Here is a 16873-nt window from a genome sequence, read left to right on the forward strand (position 1 = left end):
CGAGGGAAGGCTAACCTAAGCGCATGTCGCCAGAGCGCAGCGGTCCCCAGTTCGGCCGAGTGCACACCGTGAGTCGGCTCACCCCGGCCATGATCCGGGTGGTGCTGGGCGGAGAGGGCCTCGCCGGGTTCGCGACCCCGCTCGGTGCCGACGCCTACGTGAACATCGCGGTGCCGCCCCCGGGTGCGCCGTACGGGCCGGTCTTCGACCCGGCTGCGGTGAGCGCCGAGCACGAGCGCCGCTGGTGGCCGGCGCGCCGGCGCTACACGGTGCGCGCCTGGGACCCCACCCGCCGTCTGCTCACCCTCGACTTCGTCGTCCACGGCGACGCCGGCGCGGCCGGCCCCTGGGCGGCTCACGCGCAGCCCGGCGACGTGCTGGTCCTCGACGGCCCGGCCGGCGGCTACCGCCCGGACGCCGACGCGGACTGGCACCTGATGCTCGGCGACGAGTCCGCCCTGCCGGCGATCGCGGCCTGCCTCGAGCAGGTGCCGGCCGGCCGGCGGGTCGTGGTGCGGCTGGTGTGCGACAGCGCCGAGCACGAGGTGCCCCTGGAGACGCCGGGGAGCCTGGACCTGCGGTGGCTGCACCGCGTCGGGGCCGAGGAGCCCGCGGGGCTGCTGCTCGCGGCGCTCGAGGAGCTGGACTTCGCGCCCGGTCGGGTGGACGCCTTCGTGCACGGAGAGGCCGACGAGATCCGCGCGATCCGCCGCCACCTGCTCGTCGGGCGCGGTCTGGAGCGCGCCGCGATGTCGTGCTCGCCGTACTGGCGGCGCACGATGACCGACGAGGACTGGCGCCGGGTCAAGGCGGACTTCGTCGCCGCCATGGATGCCGACGTCGCTTGAGCGAGGTCGCGCAGGAGCAGCCCCCCGCACTCGCCCCCCGTACGGCGGTGCCGCGCACGCCCGGAGCGCTGATCCGCAGCACCCTGGCTCGCGAGTGGCGCGCGGTCACGCTCGCCGCCGCCCTGATCACGGTGTGGCAGGTCGCCGAGCTGATGGTGCCGGTGCTGATCGCGGTCTTCATCGACCGCGCGGTCACCACCGGTGACGCCGCCGAGCTCGGTTGGTGGGCCGGGGTGCTCGTGGTGCACTTCGTGGTGCTGAGCCTGTCGTACCGGTTCGGGGCCCGGGCCGGGCTGCGGGCCCTGCAGACCCAGGCGCACGCGCTGCGCTGCGAGATCTCCGCCCGCGTGCTCTCCGCGCGCGGCGTCCGCTCCGAGCGGCTGCCGGGCGATGTGCTGACGATCGCGACCACGGATGCGGAGATGGTCGCGACGGTGATCCGCCAGCTGGCCTTCGCCGTGGCCGGCGTCGTGGGGCTGCTGGTCAGCGCCGTGGTCCTGGCCGCCATCGACGTGGTGCTGGCCGCGCTGGTGCTCCTCGGCGTGCCCACGGTGCTGGTGGTGACCCAGCTGCTGTCGCCGAGGTTGGCGCGCCGCAGCGGGGTCCGGCAGGAGTCGCTGGGCGCCGCGGCGGGCATCGCCGGCGACTTCGTGCGCGGCCTGCGACCGCTCAAGGGCATCGGAGCCGAGGACGCCGCCCTGGCCCGCTACCGCCGCGAGAGCCAGCAGGCGGTGCGCGCGAGCGTCGGCGCAGCCTGGTGGGAGGGGCTGATGCACGCGGTCACCGCGGGGCTCAGCGGCGTGTTCCTGGCGGTGGTGGCCCTGGTGGCCGGGGTGCGCGCGGCCCAGGGGGACATCGGGGTGGGGGAGTTCGTGGCGGTCGTCGGGATCAGCCAGTTCCTCTCCGAGCCGATGCACACCCTCACCTTCATGCTCACCCAGCTGGCCCAGTCGCGCGCCTCGGCGGCGCGCGTCGTCTCGTTCCTGAGCAGCGGCCCGCTGGTCGTCGCGGCGGCCGAGCCGGACGACGAGCCGGGCGACGAGCCGGCCGGCGCGCACGAGCAGCCGCCCGCGGTGGGCCTCGAGCTGCGCTCGGTCACCGCAGGCCCGCTGCGCGACCTGTCCTTGGTCGCGGACCCGGGACGCTGGCTGGGCATCGTCGCCGAGAGCCCGGCCGAGGCCGCCGCGCTGCTCGGGCTGCTGCGCGGCGAGGCCGAGCCCGAGTCGGGGTTGGTCCTGCTCGACGCGGTCGCGCTGAGGTCGTGGGAGATCGACGCGCTGCACGCCACGATGCTGGTCAGCGACCACCACGTCGATCTCCTGGCCGGCACGCTGATCGACAACATCGACCCGCGCGCTCGCCTCGACGACGCCGCGCTGGCCCGGGTGCTGACCGCGTCCGCGGCCGACGAGGTCGTCGCCCATGTCGGGGCCGGGCGCGGCGCGGACGCGGACGCGGAGCAGGAGGGTCCGGGCGTGCCGGCGCTGTCCGGCGGCCAGCGCCAGCGCGTCGGACTGGCCCGGGCGCTGGCGGCCGATCCGGCCGTCCTGGTGCTGCACGACCCGACCACCGCCGTGGACGCCGTCACCGAGGCGCGGGTCGCCGACGGCCTGCGCCGGCTGCGGCACGGGCCCGGCCCGGGGGCGCGCACCACCGTCGTCCTGACCAGCAGCCCGGTGCTGCTCGCGTCGGCCGACTGCGTGGCCCACGTGCGGGCCGGCCGGGTGGTGGCGCGCGGGACCCACGCCGAGCTGCTGGCTCGCGACGACTACCGAGCGGCGGTACTGCGATGAGTCGGCTTCCGGTGTCGAGCGCGGGGGAGGCCGCGGGCCTGGCCCTGAGGCTGCTGAGCCGGCGGCGAGCGGCGTTCGTGCTGAGCGCCACTGCCTTCGCCGTCGCCGGCGTCGCCGGCCTGGTCGCGCCCTGGCAGCTGGGGCGCATCGTCGACCTCGTCGGCCAGGCCGAGAGCGGCGGCGACACCCGCGGCATCGTGGTGGCGGCGCTGTGGATCGGCGCGGCGGCGCTGGTGGGGTCCGTCTGCACGCTGGTCTCGGTCGGCGCCCTGGCCCAGACCGCGGAGCCCGCGCTCGCCGAGCTGCGCGAGCAGGTGCTCTCCCGAGCGCTGCACCTGGAGACCGAGGAGCTCGAGCGCACCGGCACCGGGGACCTGATGTCGCGCGTCAGCGACGACGTCCGGGTGGTGGCGGGGTCGCTGACCGACGCGGTGCCGCTGGTGGTGAACTCGACGCTGGCGATCGTGCTCACCGTCGGGGGCCTGCTCGCCCTCGACTGGCGCCTGGGGGTGGCGGGGCTGCTGGCGGCCCCCTTCTACGCGCTCGCGCTGCGCTGGTACCTGCCGCGCTCGGGCCCCTACTACCGGCGCGAGCGCGTGGCGAACGGCGAGCGCGCCGAGGCCCTGCTCACCGGGATCCACGCCAGCCGCACCCTGCGCGGCCTCGGCCTGGGCGACGCCCACAGCGCGCAGGTCGCGGAGGCCTCCTGGCGCTCGGCCCGGCTCTCCATCGACGTCTTCGACCTGCTGATGCGCTTCGGCGGCCGGACCAACCGTGCGGAGGCGATCGGGCTCCTGCTGGTGCTCAGCGCCGGGTTCGTCCTGGTGCGCGAGCACGGGGTCACCGTGGGGGCGGTGACGGCGGCCGCGCTGTACTTCCACCGCCTCTTCAACCCCGTCGGCGCGATCCTCTTCCTCTTCGACGAGGTCCAGTCGGCCGGGGCGTCGCTGACCCGGCTCGCCGGCATCGCGCTGCTGCCGGCGGCGCGGAGCACGGCCGGCACCGCCCCGCGCGACGGCGGGGTCTCGCTGAGCGAGGTCTCGCACCAGTACGCGCCCGGCGAGAGCGCCCTGCGCGGCGTCAGCCTGGAGATCGCGTCCGGCGAGCGGCTGGCCGTGGTGGGCGCCAGCGGCGCCGGCAAGAGCACCCTCGGGCTGGCCGTGGCCGGTGGCCTGGTCCCCACCGGCGGGACGGTCTGCATCGGCGGCGTGCCGGTGCGCGAGGCCCGGCTCGAGGGCCGCCGGGTGGTCGCCACGGTCAGCCAGGAGCTGCACGTCTTCGCCGGGAGCGTGCGCGACAACCTGCTGCTCGCGCGCCCCGACGCCACGCTCGAGCAGGTGGACGCGGCCCTGGCCACGGTGGGCGCGCACTGGGTGGCTGCGCTCGCCGACGGTGCCGACACCGTGGTGGGGGAGGGCGCGCTGGCGCTGACCCCGGCGCAGACCCAGCAGCTCGCCCTGGCCCGGGTGGTGCTGGCCGACCCGTGGGTCGTGGTCCTGGACGAGGCGACGGCGGAGGCCGGCTCGGCCGGCGCCCGCGACCTGGAGGCGGCGGCCCTGGCCGCCACCCGGGGGCGCACCACGATCACCATCGCCCACCGGCTGGTGCAGGCCAGCACGGCCGACCGGGTGCTGGTGCTGGAGGAGGGCCGGCCCGTCGAGCTGGGCACCCACCAGGAGCTGCTCGCCTCCGGCGGGCGCTACGCCCGGCTGTGGGCGGCCTGGTCGAGTCAGGCCTGAGACGGGGCCGACGGCCGCACGAGTGCGGCCTGAGGCGGCGGGGCCGACGGCCACACGCTGGTTTCTTGCTGGTGCCCCCGGAAGGATTCGAACCTTCGCTCCCGCCTCCGGAGGGCGGTGCTCTATCCCCTGAGCTACGGGGGCTCAAGGTGCGGGGTTGACCATACAGGCGGGCGGTGGCTGAGGGGAAACCGGTACGCCGATAGGCTTGCCTGGTGACCCCCGAGCAGCTCTCCTCCGCCATCGTCGACGTCCTGACCCAGCTGGTCGAGGAGGGCGCTCTCGCGTTGCCGGACGGGCCGCCCCAGACGGTCACCGTCGAGCGGCCCCGCCAGAAGGGCCACGGGGACTACGCCACCAACGTGGCGCTCCAGCTGGCCAAGAAGGCCGGCACCAACCCGCGCGCCCTCGCCGAGCTGGTCAGTGCCCGACTGGGCGCCGTGGACGGCATCGCGGGCATCGAGATCGCCGGCCCCGGCTTCCTCAACATCACCGTCGACGCGGGCGCCCAGGGCGCGGTCGCGGCCCAGGTGGTCGCCGCCGGCGCGGCGTACGGCCACACCGAGACGCTGAGCGGGAACCGGATCAACGTCGAGTTCATCTCCGCCAACCCGACCGGTCCGCTGCACCTGGGACACACCCGCTGGGCCGTGGTCGGCGACGCGATCGGCCGGGTCCTCGAGGCCGCCGGTGCCGAGGTGACGCGCGAGTTCTACATCAACGACCGCGGCAACCAGATGAACCTCTTCGCCGCCTCCCTCGAGGCGGTCGCGCTGGGCCGCGAGGTCCCCGAGGACGGCTACCGCGGCGCCTACATCGTCGACCTGGCCCACAAGATCGTGGCCGCGCAGCCCGGCATCGTGGACCTGCCCGCCGACGAGCGGCTGGTCGCGTTCCGGGAGGCCGGCTACCAGCTGCAGCTGCAGGAGCAGCGGGACCAGCTGGAGATGTTCCAGACCCACTTCGACGTGTGGTTCTCCGAGCGCTCCCTGCACGAGAGCAACGACGTGGCGGCCGGGCTGGACAAGCTGCGCGCCCAGGGCCACCTCTACGACGCCGACGGTGCGCTGTGGATGCGCACCACCGACTTCGACGACGACAAGGACCGGGTGCTGATCCGGTCCAACGGCGAGCTGACCTACTTCGCCAGCGACACGGCGTACTACGTCAACAAGCGCGAGCGCGGCTTCGACCGGTGCCTGTACCTGCTCGGCGCCGACCACCACGGCTACGTCAACCGGCTGCGGGCGATGGCCGCCTGCGCCGGCGACGACCCGGACAAGACCCTCGAGGTGCTGATCGGCCAGCTGGTCAAGATCATGCGCGGCGAGCACGAGGTGCGGCTCTCGAAGCGCTCCGGCGAGATGGTCACCCTCAACGAGCTGGTCGACGAGATCGGAGTCGACGCGCTGCGCTACCACCTGGCGCGCTACCCCGCCGACTCGCCGCTGACCCTCGACATCGAGGAGATCACCCGCGCCTCGAGCGACAACCCGGTCTTCTACGTCCAGTACGCCCACGCCCGGGTCGCGTCGATCCTGCGCAACGCCGCCGACATGGGCCTGGCGCCGGCCGGTGACGACTTCGAGCCCGGCCTGCTCACCCACGAGAAGGAGGGCGAGCTGCTGCGCGGGCTCGCCGAGTTCCCGCGGGTCGTGGCCGCCGCCGCCCAGCTCCGCGAGCCGCACCGGGTGGCGCGCTACCTGGAGGAGACGGCCGCCTCCTACCACCGCTTCTACGACAACTGCCGCGTCCTGCCCCAGGGCGACGAGGAGCCCGGCGACCTGCACCGGGCCCGGCTGCTGCTGGTCGCCGCCACCCGCACGGTCCTCGCCAACGGGCTGGCTCTGCTCGGGGTCTCCGCCCCCGAGCGGATGTGAGAGGACGCTGATGCGCGCACACGAAGCAGGCTGGGCCCACGCGGAGGGCGCCATGCGGGGCCCCTCCTGGCTGCGCCCGCCCAGCGACCCCAACGAGCTGGTCACGCAGCTGTGGTCCACCACGGCCCGCAAGGTCGACGGCGTCCTGCAGGTGGGTGGCGTCGACATGCCCGACCTCGTCGCCGAGCACGGCTCCCCGGCCTACGTCCTCGACGAGCTCGACTTCCGCACCCGCGCCCGCGCCTTCCGTGACGCCTTCTCCGGCTACGACGTCTACTACGCCGGCAAGGCGTTCCTGTGCACGGCCGTGGCCGGCTGGATCGCCGAGGAGGGGCTGCACCTCGACGTCTGCTCGGGCGGCGAGCTGACCGTGGCGCTGCGCGGCGGCATGGACCCGGCCCGGATCGGATACCACGGCAACAACAAGACCCCGGCCGAGCTGCGCCGCGCGGTCGAGGCCGGGGTGGGTCGGATCATCGTCGACTCCTTCCACGAGATCGCCCGCCTGGACCAGATCACCGCGGAGACCGGGGCCCGGGTCCGGGTGATGGTGCGGGTCACCGCCGGGGTCGAGGCACACACCCACGAGTACATCGCCACCGCGCACGAGGACCAGAAGTTCGGCTTCTCGATCACCTCCGGTGACGCCCTGGAGGCGGTGCGCCGCGTCGAGCGGGCTGCGGGACTTCAGCTGCAGGGGCTGCACAGCCACATCGGCTCGCAGATCTTCGACTCCTCCGGCTTCGAGGTGGCCGCGCGCCGGGTCCTCGCCCTGCACGCCCAGGTCAGCCGCGAGCTGGGCGTGACGATGCCCGAGATGGACCTCGGCGGCGGGTTCGGCATCGCCTACACCACCCAGGACGACCCCGCGGACCCCTTCCAGCTGGCCACCGAGATGACCAAGATCGTCGAGCACGAGTGCCGCGCCCTCGGTGTGGCCCAGCCGCGGCTCTCGATCGAGCCCGGGCGGGCCATCGCCGGCCCGGCGATGTGCACCGTCTACGAGGTCGGGACCGTCAAGGAGGTCGCCCTCGACGGCGGCGCGCGACGCACCTACGTCTCGGTCGACGGAGGGATGAGCGACAACATCCGCACCGCGCTCTACGACGCCGACTACTCCTGCACGCTGGCCTCGCGCCGCTCGGAGTCGGCGCCGGCCCTGGCCCGCGTCGTCGGCAAGCACTGCGAGGCCGGCGACATCGTGGTCAAGGACGAGTTCCTGCCCGGAGACCTCGCGCCCGGAGACCTCCTGGCGGTGCCCGGCACGGGTGCCTACTGCCGCTCGATGGCCTCCAACTACAACCACGCGCTGCGGCCGCCGGTGATCGCGGTGCGGGACGGCGCCGCGCGCGTCGTCGTACGACGAGAGACTGAGGACGACCTGTTGGCAACCGATGTGGGAGCAGACGCGTGAGTGAGGGTCTCGAACCGGGCCAGGACGGCGGCGCCCCGCGCCCCCTCCGGGTCGCCGTGCTGGGCTGCGGATCCGTGGGGTCGCAGGTCGTCCGGCTGCTGAGCGAGCAGGCCGACGACCTCGCCGCACGGGTCGGCGCGCCCGTCGAGCTGGCCGGGGTGGCCGTGCGCCGCCTCGAGGCCGAGCGCGAGGTCGAGGTGCCGGCCGAGCTGCTGACCACCGACGCGCTCGCGCTGGCCAGCCGTGCCGACGTCGACCTGGTGGTCGAGGTGATCGGCGGCATCGAGCCGGCCCGCTCGTTGATCCTGGCGGCGCTGGAGAACGGCGCGTCGGTGGTCACCGCCAACAAGGCGCTGCTGGCCGAGGACGGCTCGACGCTGTTCGAGGCGGCCGCCAAGGCCCAGCGCGACCTCTACTACGAGGCCGCGGTGGCCGGCGCGATCCCGATCCTGCGCCCGCTGCGCGAGTCGCTGGCCGGCGACCGGGTGACCCGGGTGCTGGGCATCGTCAACGGCACCACCAACTTCATCCTGGACCGGATGGACACCTCCGGGGCCGGCTTCGCCGAGGCCCTGCAGGAGGCCCAGGACCTCGGCTACGCCGAGGCCGACCCGACCGCCGACGTCGAGGGCTTCGACGCCGCGGCCAAGGCCGCGATCCTCGCCTCGCTGGCGTTCCACAGCCGGGTCACCGCCGCCGACGTGCACCGCGAGGGCATCTCGGAGGTCACCGCCGGGGACATCGCCTCGGCGCGGGAGATGGGCGCGGTGGTCAAGCTGCTCGCGATCTGCGAGCTGCGCCGCGACCCGGCCGGTGAGGACGCGGTGGCCGTGCGCGTGCACCCCGCGATGATCCCGCGCTCGCACCCGCTGGCGTCGGTGCGCGAGGCCTACAACGCTGTCTTCGTCGAGTCCGAGGCCGCCGGCCAGCTGATGTTCTACGGGCCCGGCGCCGGTGGCTCGCCCACCGCCTCGGCCGTGCTCGGCGACCTGGTCACGGTGGCCCGCAACCGGATCGCCGGCACCTGCGGCCCCGGCGAGTCGGCGTACGCCGCGCACGACGTGCTGCCGATGGGCGAGACGATGACGCGCTACCACGTGGCGATCGACGTCGAGGACCGTGCAGGGGTGCTGGCCAGCGTCGCCACCGCCTTCGCCGAGCACGACGTGTCGATCCAGACGGTGCGTCAGGAGGGGCGTGGCGCGGACGCCCAGCTGGTCGTGGTCTCGCACCGCGCCAGCGACGCCCAGCTGTCGGCGACCGTGGAGACCCTGCGAGACATGGACATCGTGCGCGAGGTCACCTCGGTGATGCGCGTCGAAGGAGAGAGCGAATGAGCGCCAGCATCCAGGCCGGGCCCGGCACCCACCAGTGGCGCGGGGTGATCGAGGAGTACCGCGACCTGATGGAGATCCCCGCCGACACCGTCGCGGTGACGCTGGGGGAGGGCGGCACCCCGCTGGTCGCCTCCGAGTGGCTCTCCGAGCTCACCGGGGCCGAGGTCTGGCTCAAGGTCGAGGGCGACAACCCGACCGGCTCGTTCAAGGACCGCGGGATGACCGCCGCGATCTCGGTGGCGCGCCACGAGGGCGCCCAGGCCGTGGTCTGCGCGTCGACCGGCAACACCTCGGCGTCGATGGCCGCCTACGCCGCCAAGGCCCGGCTCAAGCCGCTCGTGCTGGTGCCCGAGGGCAAGATCTCCGCGGGCAAGATGGCCCAGGCGATCATGCACGGCGCCCAGGTGATCATGGTGCGCGGCAACTTCGACGACTGCCTGCGCCTCTCGCGCGGGCTCGCCGACCACTACCCGGTGGCGCTGGTGAACTCGGTCAACCCGGTGCGCCTGGAGGGGCAGAAGACCGCCGCCTTCGAGGTCGTCGACCGGCTCGGTGACGCCCCGGACTACCACCTGCTGCCGGTGGGCAACGCCGGCAACATCTCGGCGTACTGGCTCGGCTACCAGCAGTACGCGGCACTGGGCCGCAGCACCCGCAAGCCGGTGATGCGCGCCTTCCAGGCCGAGGGCGCCGCGCCGCTGGTGACCGGCGAGCCGTTCCCCAACCCCGAGACCAAGGCGACCGCCATCCGGATCGGCAACCCCGCCTCGTGGAAGCTCGCGGTGGCCGCGGCCGAGGAGTCCGGCGGCCGGTTCGCCTCGCTGAGCGACCGGCAGATCCTGTCGGCCCAGCACGACCTGGCCCGCCGCGACGGCGTCTTCGTGGAGCCGGCCTCCGCGGTGGGCATCGCCGGGCTGCTCCAGGAGCTGGAGCAGGGCGAGTCCTACGCGGGCAGCCGGGTGGTCATCACGGTCACCGGCCATGGCCTCAAGGACACCGCCACGGCGCTCGAGGGGGTCGGCCCGATGGTCGACACCGTCATCGACGCCGAGGTCGACGCGGCCGCGCACGCCGCCGGCCTCGGCTGAGGCCTGATGCTCTCGTGGTGAGCTTCGTCGAGGGGCCGGTGCGCGTCAGCGTGCCGGCCACCTCCGCCAACCTCGGCCCCGGCTTCGACTCCCTGGGCCTCGCCCTGGGCCTGCGCGACCGCGTCGAGGCGCAGGTCGGCGGCGCCGGCGCCGCGCCGGGGGTACGGGTCGAGGTGGAGGGCGAGGGGGCCGGGACGGTCCCGCTCGACGAGTCGCACCTGGTGGTGCGCTCGATGCACGCCGCCTTCGACGCGATGGGCGGGCGCCCGGACTCGCTGCGCGTGGCCTGTCGCAACGTCGTACCGCACGGGCGTGGGCTCGGCTCGTCGTCCTCGGCGATCGTGGCCGGGGTCTGCCTGGCGCGTGCGCTGGTCGCCGGCGGCTCGCTGCTGCTCGACGACCGCGCGCTCCTCTCGCTCGCCGCCGACCTGGAGGGCCACCCCGACAACGTCGCCCCCGCGCTCCTCGGCGGCTTCGTCGTCTCCGGGCGCGAGGACGACACCTGGTACGCCGCGTCCTCCCCGGTCGACCCGCGGATCTCGGTGGTGGTGTTCGTCCCGACCCAGCCGGTGGAGACGAAGGTGGCCCGCTCCCTGCTGCCCGCCTCGGTGCCGCACCAGGACGCCGCGGCGAACGCCGGTCGCGCGGCGCTGCTCGTCGCCGCACTGGCCGGCCAGCCCGAGCACCTGCTCGCGGCGACCCGGGACTACCTGCACCAGGACTACCGCGAGCCGGCCATGCCGCAGACGCTGGAGCTGGTCCGCGCGCTGCGACGCGACTCGGTGCCGGCGATCGTGTCGGGGGCCGGGCCCACCGCCCTGGCCTTCGCCGACTCCTCGCCCGCCGCCGGCTCCTCGCCCGCCTCGGTCGCCGCCCTGCTCGCCCGGTGCCCGAGCGGGTGGACCGCGCGCCACCTCGAGGTCGACCACGCCGGGGCGGTGCTCTGCTGAGACCGCGCCAGGTGTGGCGTGTGGGTTGACCACGTACCCGATCTCGGGTGGTACCGTGGCCGCGCGTCGCATTCTCGACGCAGCACTCGGGCGACACGCGTCGCACCCGGTGCGAACCTCCTCCTTGATCCCTCTGCGGATTCCTTTGCGTGAACCCGTCGGCACACCTGCCGGGTCCTCGTGTCGGTGAGGAGACATCGACCAGGAGGCCGACGGCATCTCCGCCGGATCGGCACTGATACGTGGGAAGGACCTCACGTGACGGAAACGACCGAATCCACCACAGCTCCGCAGGCGTCTGCCGGGGCACCCAAGAAGCGTGGTGGACTCAGCACCATGCTGCTCGCTGACCTGAGGGCGATGGCGGGTGGCATGGGGATCGCCGGAGCAGGCGGGATGAAGAAGGCCCAGCTCGTCGAGGCGATCCGCGCACAGCAGTCCGGGGGCGCCGCCCCGCGGGCCGCGGTGAAGAGGTCGGCGCCGGCTGCCGAGGCGCCCGCGAAGGCCGAGGCGCCTGCGAAGGCTGAGGCGCCTGCGAAGGCTGAGGCGCCCGCGAAGGCCGCCGAGCCCGGCGCGAGCGATGCCCCTGCCGGCGACACCGCTGCGCAGGAGGCTCCGCGCCGGCCCCGGACCCGCCAGCGGGCCGGTCGAGAGACCACCGCCGAGAGCCAGGGGAACGCGGCTGGGGACAAGCCCAGCTCGGACAAGCCCGGCTCGGACAGGTCGGGCGCCGGACAGTCGGCGTCCGAGTCGGCCGACCGCGCGGAGGGCCGCGACGCTCAGGGCAACCGGAATCGGGACCGCGCCGAGGCCCGGGGTCGGTCCGAGGGGCGCGACAAGCGCGAGCGCTCCGAGGGCAGGGACGGCCAGGCACCCGCGGCCCGCGAGCAGGACCGGGACCGCCAGGACCGCGACGGTCAGGACCGCGACCGTCAGGACCGCGACCGTCAGGACCGGGACCGTCAGGACCGCGACCGGGACCGGCAGGACCGCGCGCGTCAGGACCGCGACCAGGACCGGGACCGCCAGGACCGCGACCAGGACCGCGACCGCCAGGACCGCGACCAGGACCGCGAGGGCCAGTCCCGCGACAACCGGTCGGAGGAGGAGGGCGGCAGCCGCCGCAACCGCCGCCGCCGGGGCCGCGACCGCGACGGCCGCGACGGTCGTGACACCCGCGACGGGCGCGACGGTCGTGACACCCGCGACGGGCGCGACGGCGCCCGCGACACCCGTGAGCCGCGCGGCGAGCGCGGTGGCCGGGGCGGGCGCAACGAGCCCGACACCACGGTCCTCGAGGACGACGTGCTGGTGCCCGCCGCGGGCATCCTCGACGTGCTGGACAACTACGCCTTCGTCCGGACCAGCGGCTACCTGCCCGGCACCGAGGACGTCTACGTCTCGCTGTCGATGGTGCGCAAGTACGGTCTGCGCCGCGGCGACGCCATCGTCGGGCAGGTGCGCCAGCCCCGGGAGGGCGAGCGCAAGGAGAAGTTCAACCCGATGGTGCGCATCGAGAGCGTCAACGGGGGCGACCCGGAGACCTCCCGCTCGCGCGTGGAGTTCGCGAAGCTGACCCCGCTCTACCCCTCGGAGCGGCTGCGGATGGAGACGACACCGGACAACCTGATCGGGCGCGTCATCGACATCGCCGCGCCGATCGGCAAGGGACAGCGCGGTCTGATCGTCTCCCCGGCCAAGGCCGGCAAGACGATGGTGATGCAGTCGATCGCCAACTCGATCACCGCCAACAACCCCGAGTGCCACCTGATGGTGGTGCTGGTGGACGAGCGTCCCGAGGAGGTCACCGACTTCGAGCGCTCGGTGAAGGGCGAGGTCATCTCCTCGACCTTCGACCGGCCGGCCGTCGACCACACGACGGTCGCCGAGCTGGCCATCGAGCGTGCCAAGCGGCTCGTCGAGCTGGGCCACGACGTGGTGGTGCTGCTCGACGGCATCACCCGGCTGGGACGCGCGTACAACCTCGCCGCGCCGCCGAGCGGCCGGATCCTGTCCGGCGGCGTCGACTCCGCGGCCCTGTACCCGCCGAAGCGCTTCTTCGGCGCCGCGCGCAACATCGAGAACGGCGGCTCGCTCACCATCCTGGCGACCGCGCTGATCGAGAGCGGCTCGAAGATGGACGAGGTGATCTTCGAGGAGTTCAAGGGCACCGGCAACATGGAGCTGCGGTTGCGCCGCGACTTCGCCGACAAGCGGATCTTCCCGGCCATCGACGCGGTCCAGTCCGGTACCCGCCGCGAGGAGCTCCTGATGAGCCAGGAGGAGACCGCGATCGTGTGGAAGCTGCGACGCGTGCTCTCCGCCCTGGACGGGCAGCAGGCGCTCGAGCTGCTGCTGGGCAAGCTGCGCAAGTCGCACACCAACATCGAGTTCCTCACCGAGGTCCAGAAGACCACCCACATGGCCCCCAACGCCGACTGACCCCCCGCGAGTCGGCGCGAACTCGCACCCCCACCCCGCCGAGTCGGCGTGAACTCCTGAGTTCGCGCCGACTCGGCGTCGTACGGGGGCGAGTTCGCGCCGACTCGGCGGTTGGGCGGGGGTACCGGTCTGGTCCGAGTGCGAGTGGGGTGGTGGTTGCGGCTAGGCTCCGCGTGGGACGGACGAGGAAGCAAGGGGTGAAGTGTGGCGCGCATCGTGGTCGCCGACGACGACGTCGACATTCGTGAGCTCGTGGAGTTCAAGCTGTCGACCATGGGGCACGAGATCGTCGCCGTGGGTGATGGTGCAGCCGCGCTGGAGGCCTGCCGCGCGCAGCGTCCCGACCTGGCGATCCTCGACGTGATGATGCCGGGGATGTCCGGGCTCGAGGCGATGAAGGCGATCCGCGAGGAGCCCACGCTGGTCGGTCTCCCGGTCATCCTGCTCACCGCGCGCGCCCAGGAGTCCGACGTCGAGAGCGGCCTGGGCAGTGGCGCGGACGACTACATCACCAAGCCGTTCAGCCCTCGCGAGCTGGCGGCTCGCGTCGATGCGCTGGTGACCGGAAGCTGATGGCCCGACGCCTCCCCGAGGCCGTCGCTCAGACCCCCGCCGGGGAGGCCAGTTCGGTCGCGCGGGCGGTCGCGCCCACACTCGCGACGCTCGCGACGCTGGTCTTCCTGGTCTCGCTCATCGGTGTCGGAGGGCTGGTGCTCTCCGAGCGCGCCGTGCACGAGCTGACCGACCACCTCCAGCCGGCCTCCCTCGCCAACGAGCGCGTCCTGCGGGCGTGGACCGACGCCGAGACCGGCGTGCGCGCCTGGTCGCTCAGCGGCCAGCAGGTGGCGGTCGAGCCCTACCGCAAGGCACGCAGCCGCCTGCCCCGGCTGGAGGAGGAGCTGCGCGCCTACGCGGCCGACGACCCGGCGATGGCCGAGCTGGTCCGCGCCCAGGAGAAGGCCGGCGCCGCCTGGCTCGAGCAGTACGCCGAGATCCGGATGTCGCGGCCTGGTGGCGCCAAGACCTACGACGCCGAGCTCTTCGCCCAGGGCCGTACCCGCTTCGACGAGCTGCGCGAGGCGCACGCCCGGGTCGCCCGCAGCCTGGGCGCCCGGATGGAGGAGGCTCGCGACGAGGCCGCGGACCGCAGGCGGATGATCGGTGCCGCCCTGCTCCTGGTCGGGCTGCTCGGCGCCCTGTTGGCGCTGGGGGGCGGGCGTCGGGCGATGGCCCGCGTCGCGGACCCCCTCGTCGCGCTGCACGCGACCGTGGCCCGGCTGCGCAGCGGCGACGAGTCCGCCCGCGCCGAGATCGAGGGGCCCCGCGAGGTCCGCTCGGTGGCGCAGGCCATCAACGAGATGGCCGAGTCCCAGCAGCGTGCGCGGGCGATGGAGCAGCAGGTGCTGGCCGAGCTGCGCCGCCTGGACAACGCGAAGGGCGACTTCGTCTCCAACGTCTCGCACGAGCTGCGCACCCCGCTGACCACCATCGCCGGCTACGTCGACCTGGCCGGCGAGGAGTTCGAGGGACGCCTCGACGAGCGCCATCAGCGGATGCTGCACGCGGTCCAGCGCAACGTGAAGCGGCTGCAGGTGCTGATCGAGGACCTGCTGGCGCTCTCGCGCGCAGAGCAGCATTCCACCGACCTCCATCAGGTCGACCTCGTGGAGCTGCTGCACGACGTGGTCGCCGACCTGCGGATGACCGCGGCCCGGCGCGACATCCAGGTCACCCTGTCGAGCGTGGAGGCCCCGGCGCTCGTCCTGGCCGACCGCGGCCAGCTCGCCCGCGTGTTCGTCAACCTGCTCTCCAACGCCGTGAAGTTCAGCCACGACGGCGGCGCGGTGGCGGTGTCGGTGGAGCGCACCGCCGACGAGGTGCTGGTGGTGGTGGCCGACCGGGGGATCGGGGTGCCGGCCAGCGACCTGGACCAGCTGGGCTCGCGCTTCTACCGGGCCTCCAACGCGGTGGCCAGCCACGTCCCCGGCACCGGCCTGGGGCTGCGCATCGTGCAGACCATCGTCGACAACCACGCCGGGTCCCTGCAGCTGGAGTCGGTCGAGGGGGAGGGCACCACGGTCACCGTGCGGCTGCCCGGTCAGGCCCGGTCGTGAGCGCCCCGGACCTGCCCGCGACCGGCAAGCCCGCCCTCGACGGGCGCGGCTACGTCCGGCTGGTGCTCAGCCTCGGCTGCCTGATCGCGCTCGGGCCGCTGACCATCGACATGTACCTCCCGGCGTTCCCCGAGATCGCCCGCGACCTCGACGCCACCCAGTCGCAGGTGCAGCTCACGGTCACCGGCATCCTGATCGGGCTCGGCCTGGGGCAGCTGATCGTCGGGCCGCTCTCCGACGCCCTGGGCCGGCGTCGTCCGCTGCTGGTCGGGCTGTGCCTGCACGCGATCGCCTCGCTGGGCTGCGTGCTGGCCCCCACCGTCGAGACGCTGGCCGCGGTGCGGGTGCTGCAGGGGCTCGCCGGCGCCGCGGTCTCGGTGACGGTGATGGCGATGGTGCGCGACCAGTTCTCCGGCAAGGCGATGGCCGGGCTGATGGCTCGGCTGATGCTGGTGATGGGCCTCGCGCCGATGCTGGCCCCCAGCCTGGGCGGCCTGGTCCTGGAGTGGTCGAGCTGGCGCACCATCTTCGCGGTGCTGGCGGTCACGGCCCTGGCGCTCGCGGTCTTCGCCGGCCTCGGGCTGCGCGAGACCCTGCCCGCCGCGCGGCGCCACCCGGCCCGGGGCCGGGCCGTGCTCGCGGCGTACGCCCGGCTGGTCCGCGACCCCTACTTCATGTCGCTGGCGGTCATCGGGGGCTCGATGATGGCGACGATCTTCGCCTACGTGGCCGGGGGCTCCTTCGTGCTGCAGGAGGGCTACGGCCTCTCGGAGGGGACCTTCGCGGTCGTCTTCGGCGTCAACGCCCTGGGCCTGGTGCTGGGCTCGCAGGCCAACCCCGTGCTGCTGCGTCGCTTCTCGCTCGCCCAGGTGCTCACCGGCGGGATCTGCCTCGCCTTCGCATCGGCGACGGTGCTGGTGGTGCTGGCGGCGCTGGGGATCGGCGGCCTGGCGGGCCTGCTGGTGCCGCTGTTCGTGATGCTCTCCGCGGCGGGGCTGTCGATGGCCAACACCCCGGCGCTCGCGCTCGAGCGCCAGGGCGGGGCCGCGGGTACGGCGGCGGCCGTCCTCGGCTGTCTGCAGTTCGCGGTGGGCGGGCTCGTGGCGCCGGTGGTGGGCGCCTTCGACACCGTCAGCGCGGTGCCGATGGCCGCGGTGATGGCCGCGGTGAGCGGGCTCTCGCTGCTGTTGGTGACCACCGTCGTACGGCGCGGCTGAGCGCGGGAATACCCGGATTCGCGCGCACGTTGCGGCAGGTGGCACACTTGT

12 protein-coding genes and 1 tRNA gene are annotated in these 16873 nt (G+C 74.0%); 12 read left to right on the top strand and 1 reads right to left on the bottom strand.

All coding sequences use genetic code 11. The annotated features are described in order from the left end of the window. Positions 1–68 precede the first annotated feature (68 nt). The 3 genes from AC6EH9_RS09045 to AC6EH9_RS09055 are packed head-to-tail and all read left to right on the top strand — an operon-like array spanning position 69 to position 4380. Positions 69–848 carry a siderophore-interacting protein gene (locus AC6EH9_RS09045; RefSeq protein ID WP_498422399.1) on the top strand — a complete coding sequence of 260 codons (780 nt, stop codon included), beginning with the start codon at positions 69–71 and terminating at the stop codon, positions 846–848. Continuing rightward, positions 845–2641, top strand: a complete 1797-nt coding sequence (locus AC6EH9_RS09050) for an ABC transporter ATP-binding protein (protein ID WP_498422401.1) — start codon at positions 845–847, stop codon at positions 2639–2641. Before AC6EH9_RS09045 ends, AC6EH9_RS09050 begins: the two co-directional genes overlap by 4 nt. After that, positions 2638–4380: an ABC transporter ATP-binding protein gene (locus AC6EH9_RS09055; protein ID WP_498422403.1), complete on the top strand. Its 1743-nt coding sequence runs from the start codon at positions 2638–2640 to the stop codon at positions 4378–4380. Before AC6EH9_RS09050 ends, AC6EH9_RS09055 begins: the two co-directional genes overlap by 4 nt. A gap of 69 nt (positions 4381–4449) precedes the next feature. Here AC6EH9_RS09055 and AC6EH9_RS09060 read toward each other — a convergent pair. After that, a tRNA-Arg gene (locus AC6EH9_RS09060) sits at positions 4450–4524 on the bottom strand. Positions 4525–4595: 71 nt separating this feature from the next. Between AC6EH9_RS09060 and argS the strand changes: the two genes are divergently transcribed. The 9 genes from argS to AC6EH9_RS09105 all read left to right on the top strand — a co-directional run bounded on the left by argS (position 4596) and on the right by AC6EH9_RS09105 (position 16822). Further along, positions 4596–6260, top strand: coding sequence for an arginine--tRNA ligase (argS, locus tag AC6EH9_RS09065; protein ID WP_498422405.1), 1665 nt, complete (start codon positions 4596–4598; stop codon positions 6258–6260). Positions 6261–6267: 7 nt separating this feature from the next. Further along, positions 6268–7674, top strand: coding sequence for a diaminopimelate decarboxylase (lysA, locus tag AC6EH9_RS09070; RefSeq protein WP_498422703.1), 1407 nt, complete (start codon positions 6268–6270; stop codon positions 7672–7674). Then, positions 7671–9011, top strand: a complete 1341-nt coding sequence (locus AC6EH9_RS09075; protein ID WP_498422406.1) for a homoserine dehydrogenase — start codon at positions 7671–7673, stop codon at positions 9009–9011. The genes lysA and AC6EH9_RS09075 overlap by 4 nt, the downstream gene beginning before the upstream one ends. Beyond that, positions 9008–10099: a threonine synthase gene (gene thrC / locus AC6EH9_RS09080; protein ID WP_498422407.1), complete on the top strand. Its 1092-nt coding sequence runs from the start codon at positions 9008–9010 to the stop codon at positions 10097–10099. Before AC6EH9_RS09075 ends, thrC begins: the two co-directional genes overlap by 4 nt. A 17-nt stretch (positions 10100–10116) precedes the next feature. Further along, positions 10117–11049 (top strand): homoserine kinase, encoded by a 933-nt coding sequence (gene thrB, locus AC6EH9_RS09085; protein WP_498422408.1) that lies wholly within the window; start codon positions 10117–10119, stop codon positions 11047–11049. Between the two features lie 336 nt (positions 11050–11385). After that, complete coding sequence (gene rho / locus AC6EH9_RS09090) at positions 11386–13491, top strand: transcription termination factor Rho (RefSeq protein ID WP_498422409.1); 2106 nt, start codon at positions 11386–11388, stop codon at positions 13489–13491. A 204-nt stretch (positions 13492–13695) separates the two neighbouring features. Then, entirely contained in the window at positions 13696–14064 is a 369-nt protein-coding gene (locus AC6EH9_RS09095; RefSeq protein ID WP_498422411.1) for a response regulator transcription factor, read from the top strand. After that, positions 14064–15605 carry an ATP-binding protein gene (locus AC6EH9_RS09100; RefSeq protein ID WP_498422412.1) on the top strand — a complete coding sequence of 514 codons (1542 nt, stop codon included), beginning with the start codon at positions 14064–14066 and terminating at the stop codon, positions 15603–15605. Before AC6EH9_RS09095 ends, AC6EH9_RS09100 begins: the two co-directional genes overlap by 1 nt. Beyond that, positions 15602–16822, top strand: a complete 1221-nt coding sequence (locus AC6EH9_RS09105; RefSeq protein ID WP_498422414.1) for a multidrug effflux MFS transporter — start codon at positions 15602–15604, stop codon at positions 16820–16822. The genes AC6EH9_RS09100 and AC6EH9_RS09105 overlap by 4 nt, the downstream gene beginning before the upstream one ends. The last annotated feature ends 51 nt before the right edge of the window (positions 16823–16873 follow it).

Source organism: Nocardioides sp. Z21_20, assembly GCF_059766585.1.

Bases quoted from the DNA above. Each gene is read 5' to 3' on its own strand.
- AC6EH9_RS09055 (WP_498422403.1), top strand. From the start codon at position 2,638: ATGAGTCGGCTTCCGGTGTCGAGCGCGGGGGAGGCCGCGGGCCTGGCC.
- thrC (WP_498422407.1), top strand. From the start codon at position 9,008: ATGAGCGCCAGCATCCAGGCCGGGCCCGGCACCCACCAGTGGCGCGGG.
- rho (WP_498422409.1), top strand. From the start codon at position 11,386: ATGCTGCTCGCTGACCTGAGGGCGATGGCGGGTGGCATGGGGATCGCC.
- AC6EH9_RS09100 (WP_498422412.1), top strand. From the start codon at position 14,064: ATGGCCCGACGCCTCCCCGAGGCCGTCGCTCAGACCCCCGCCGGGGAG.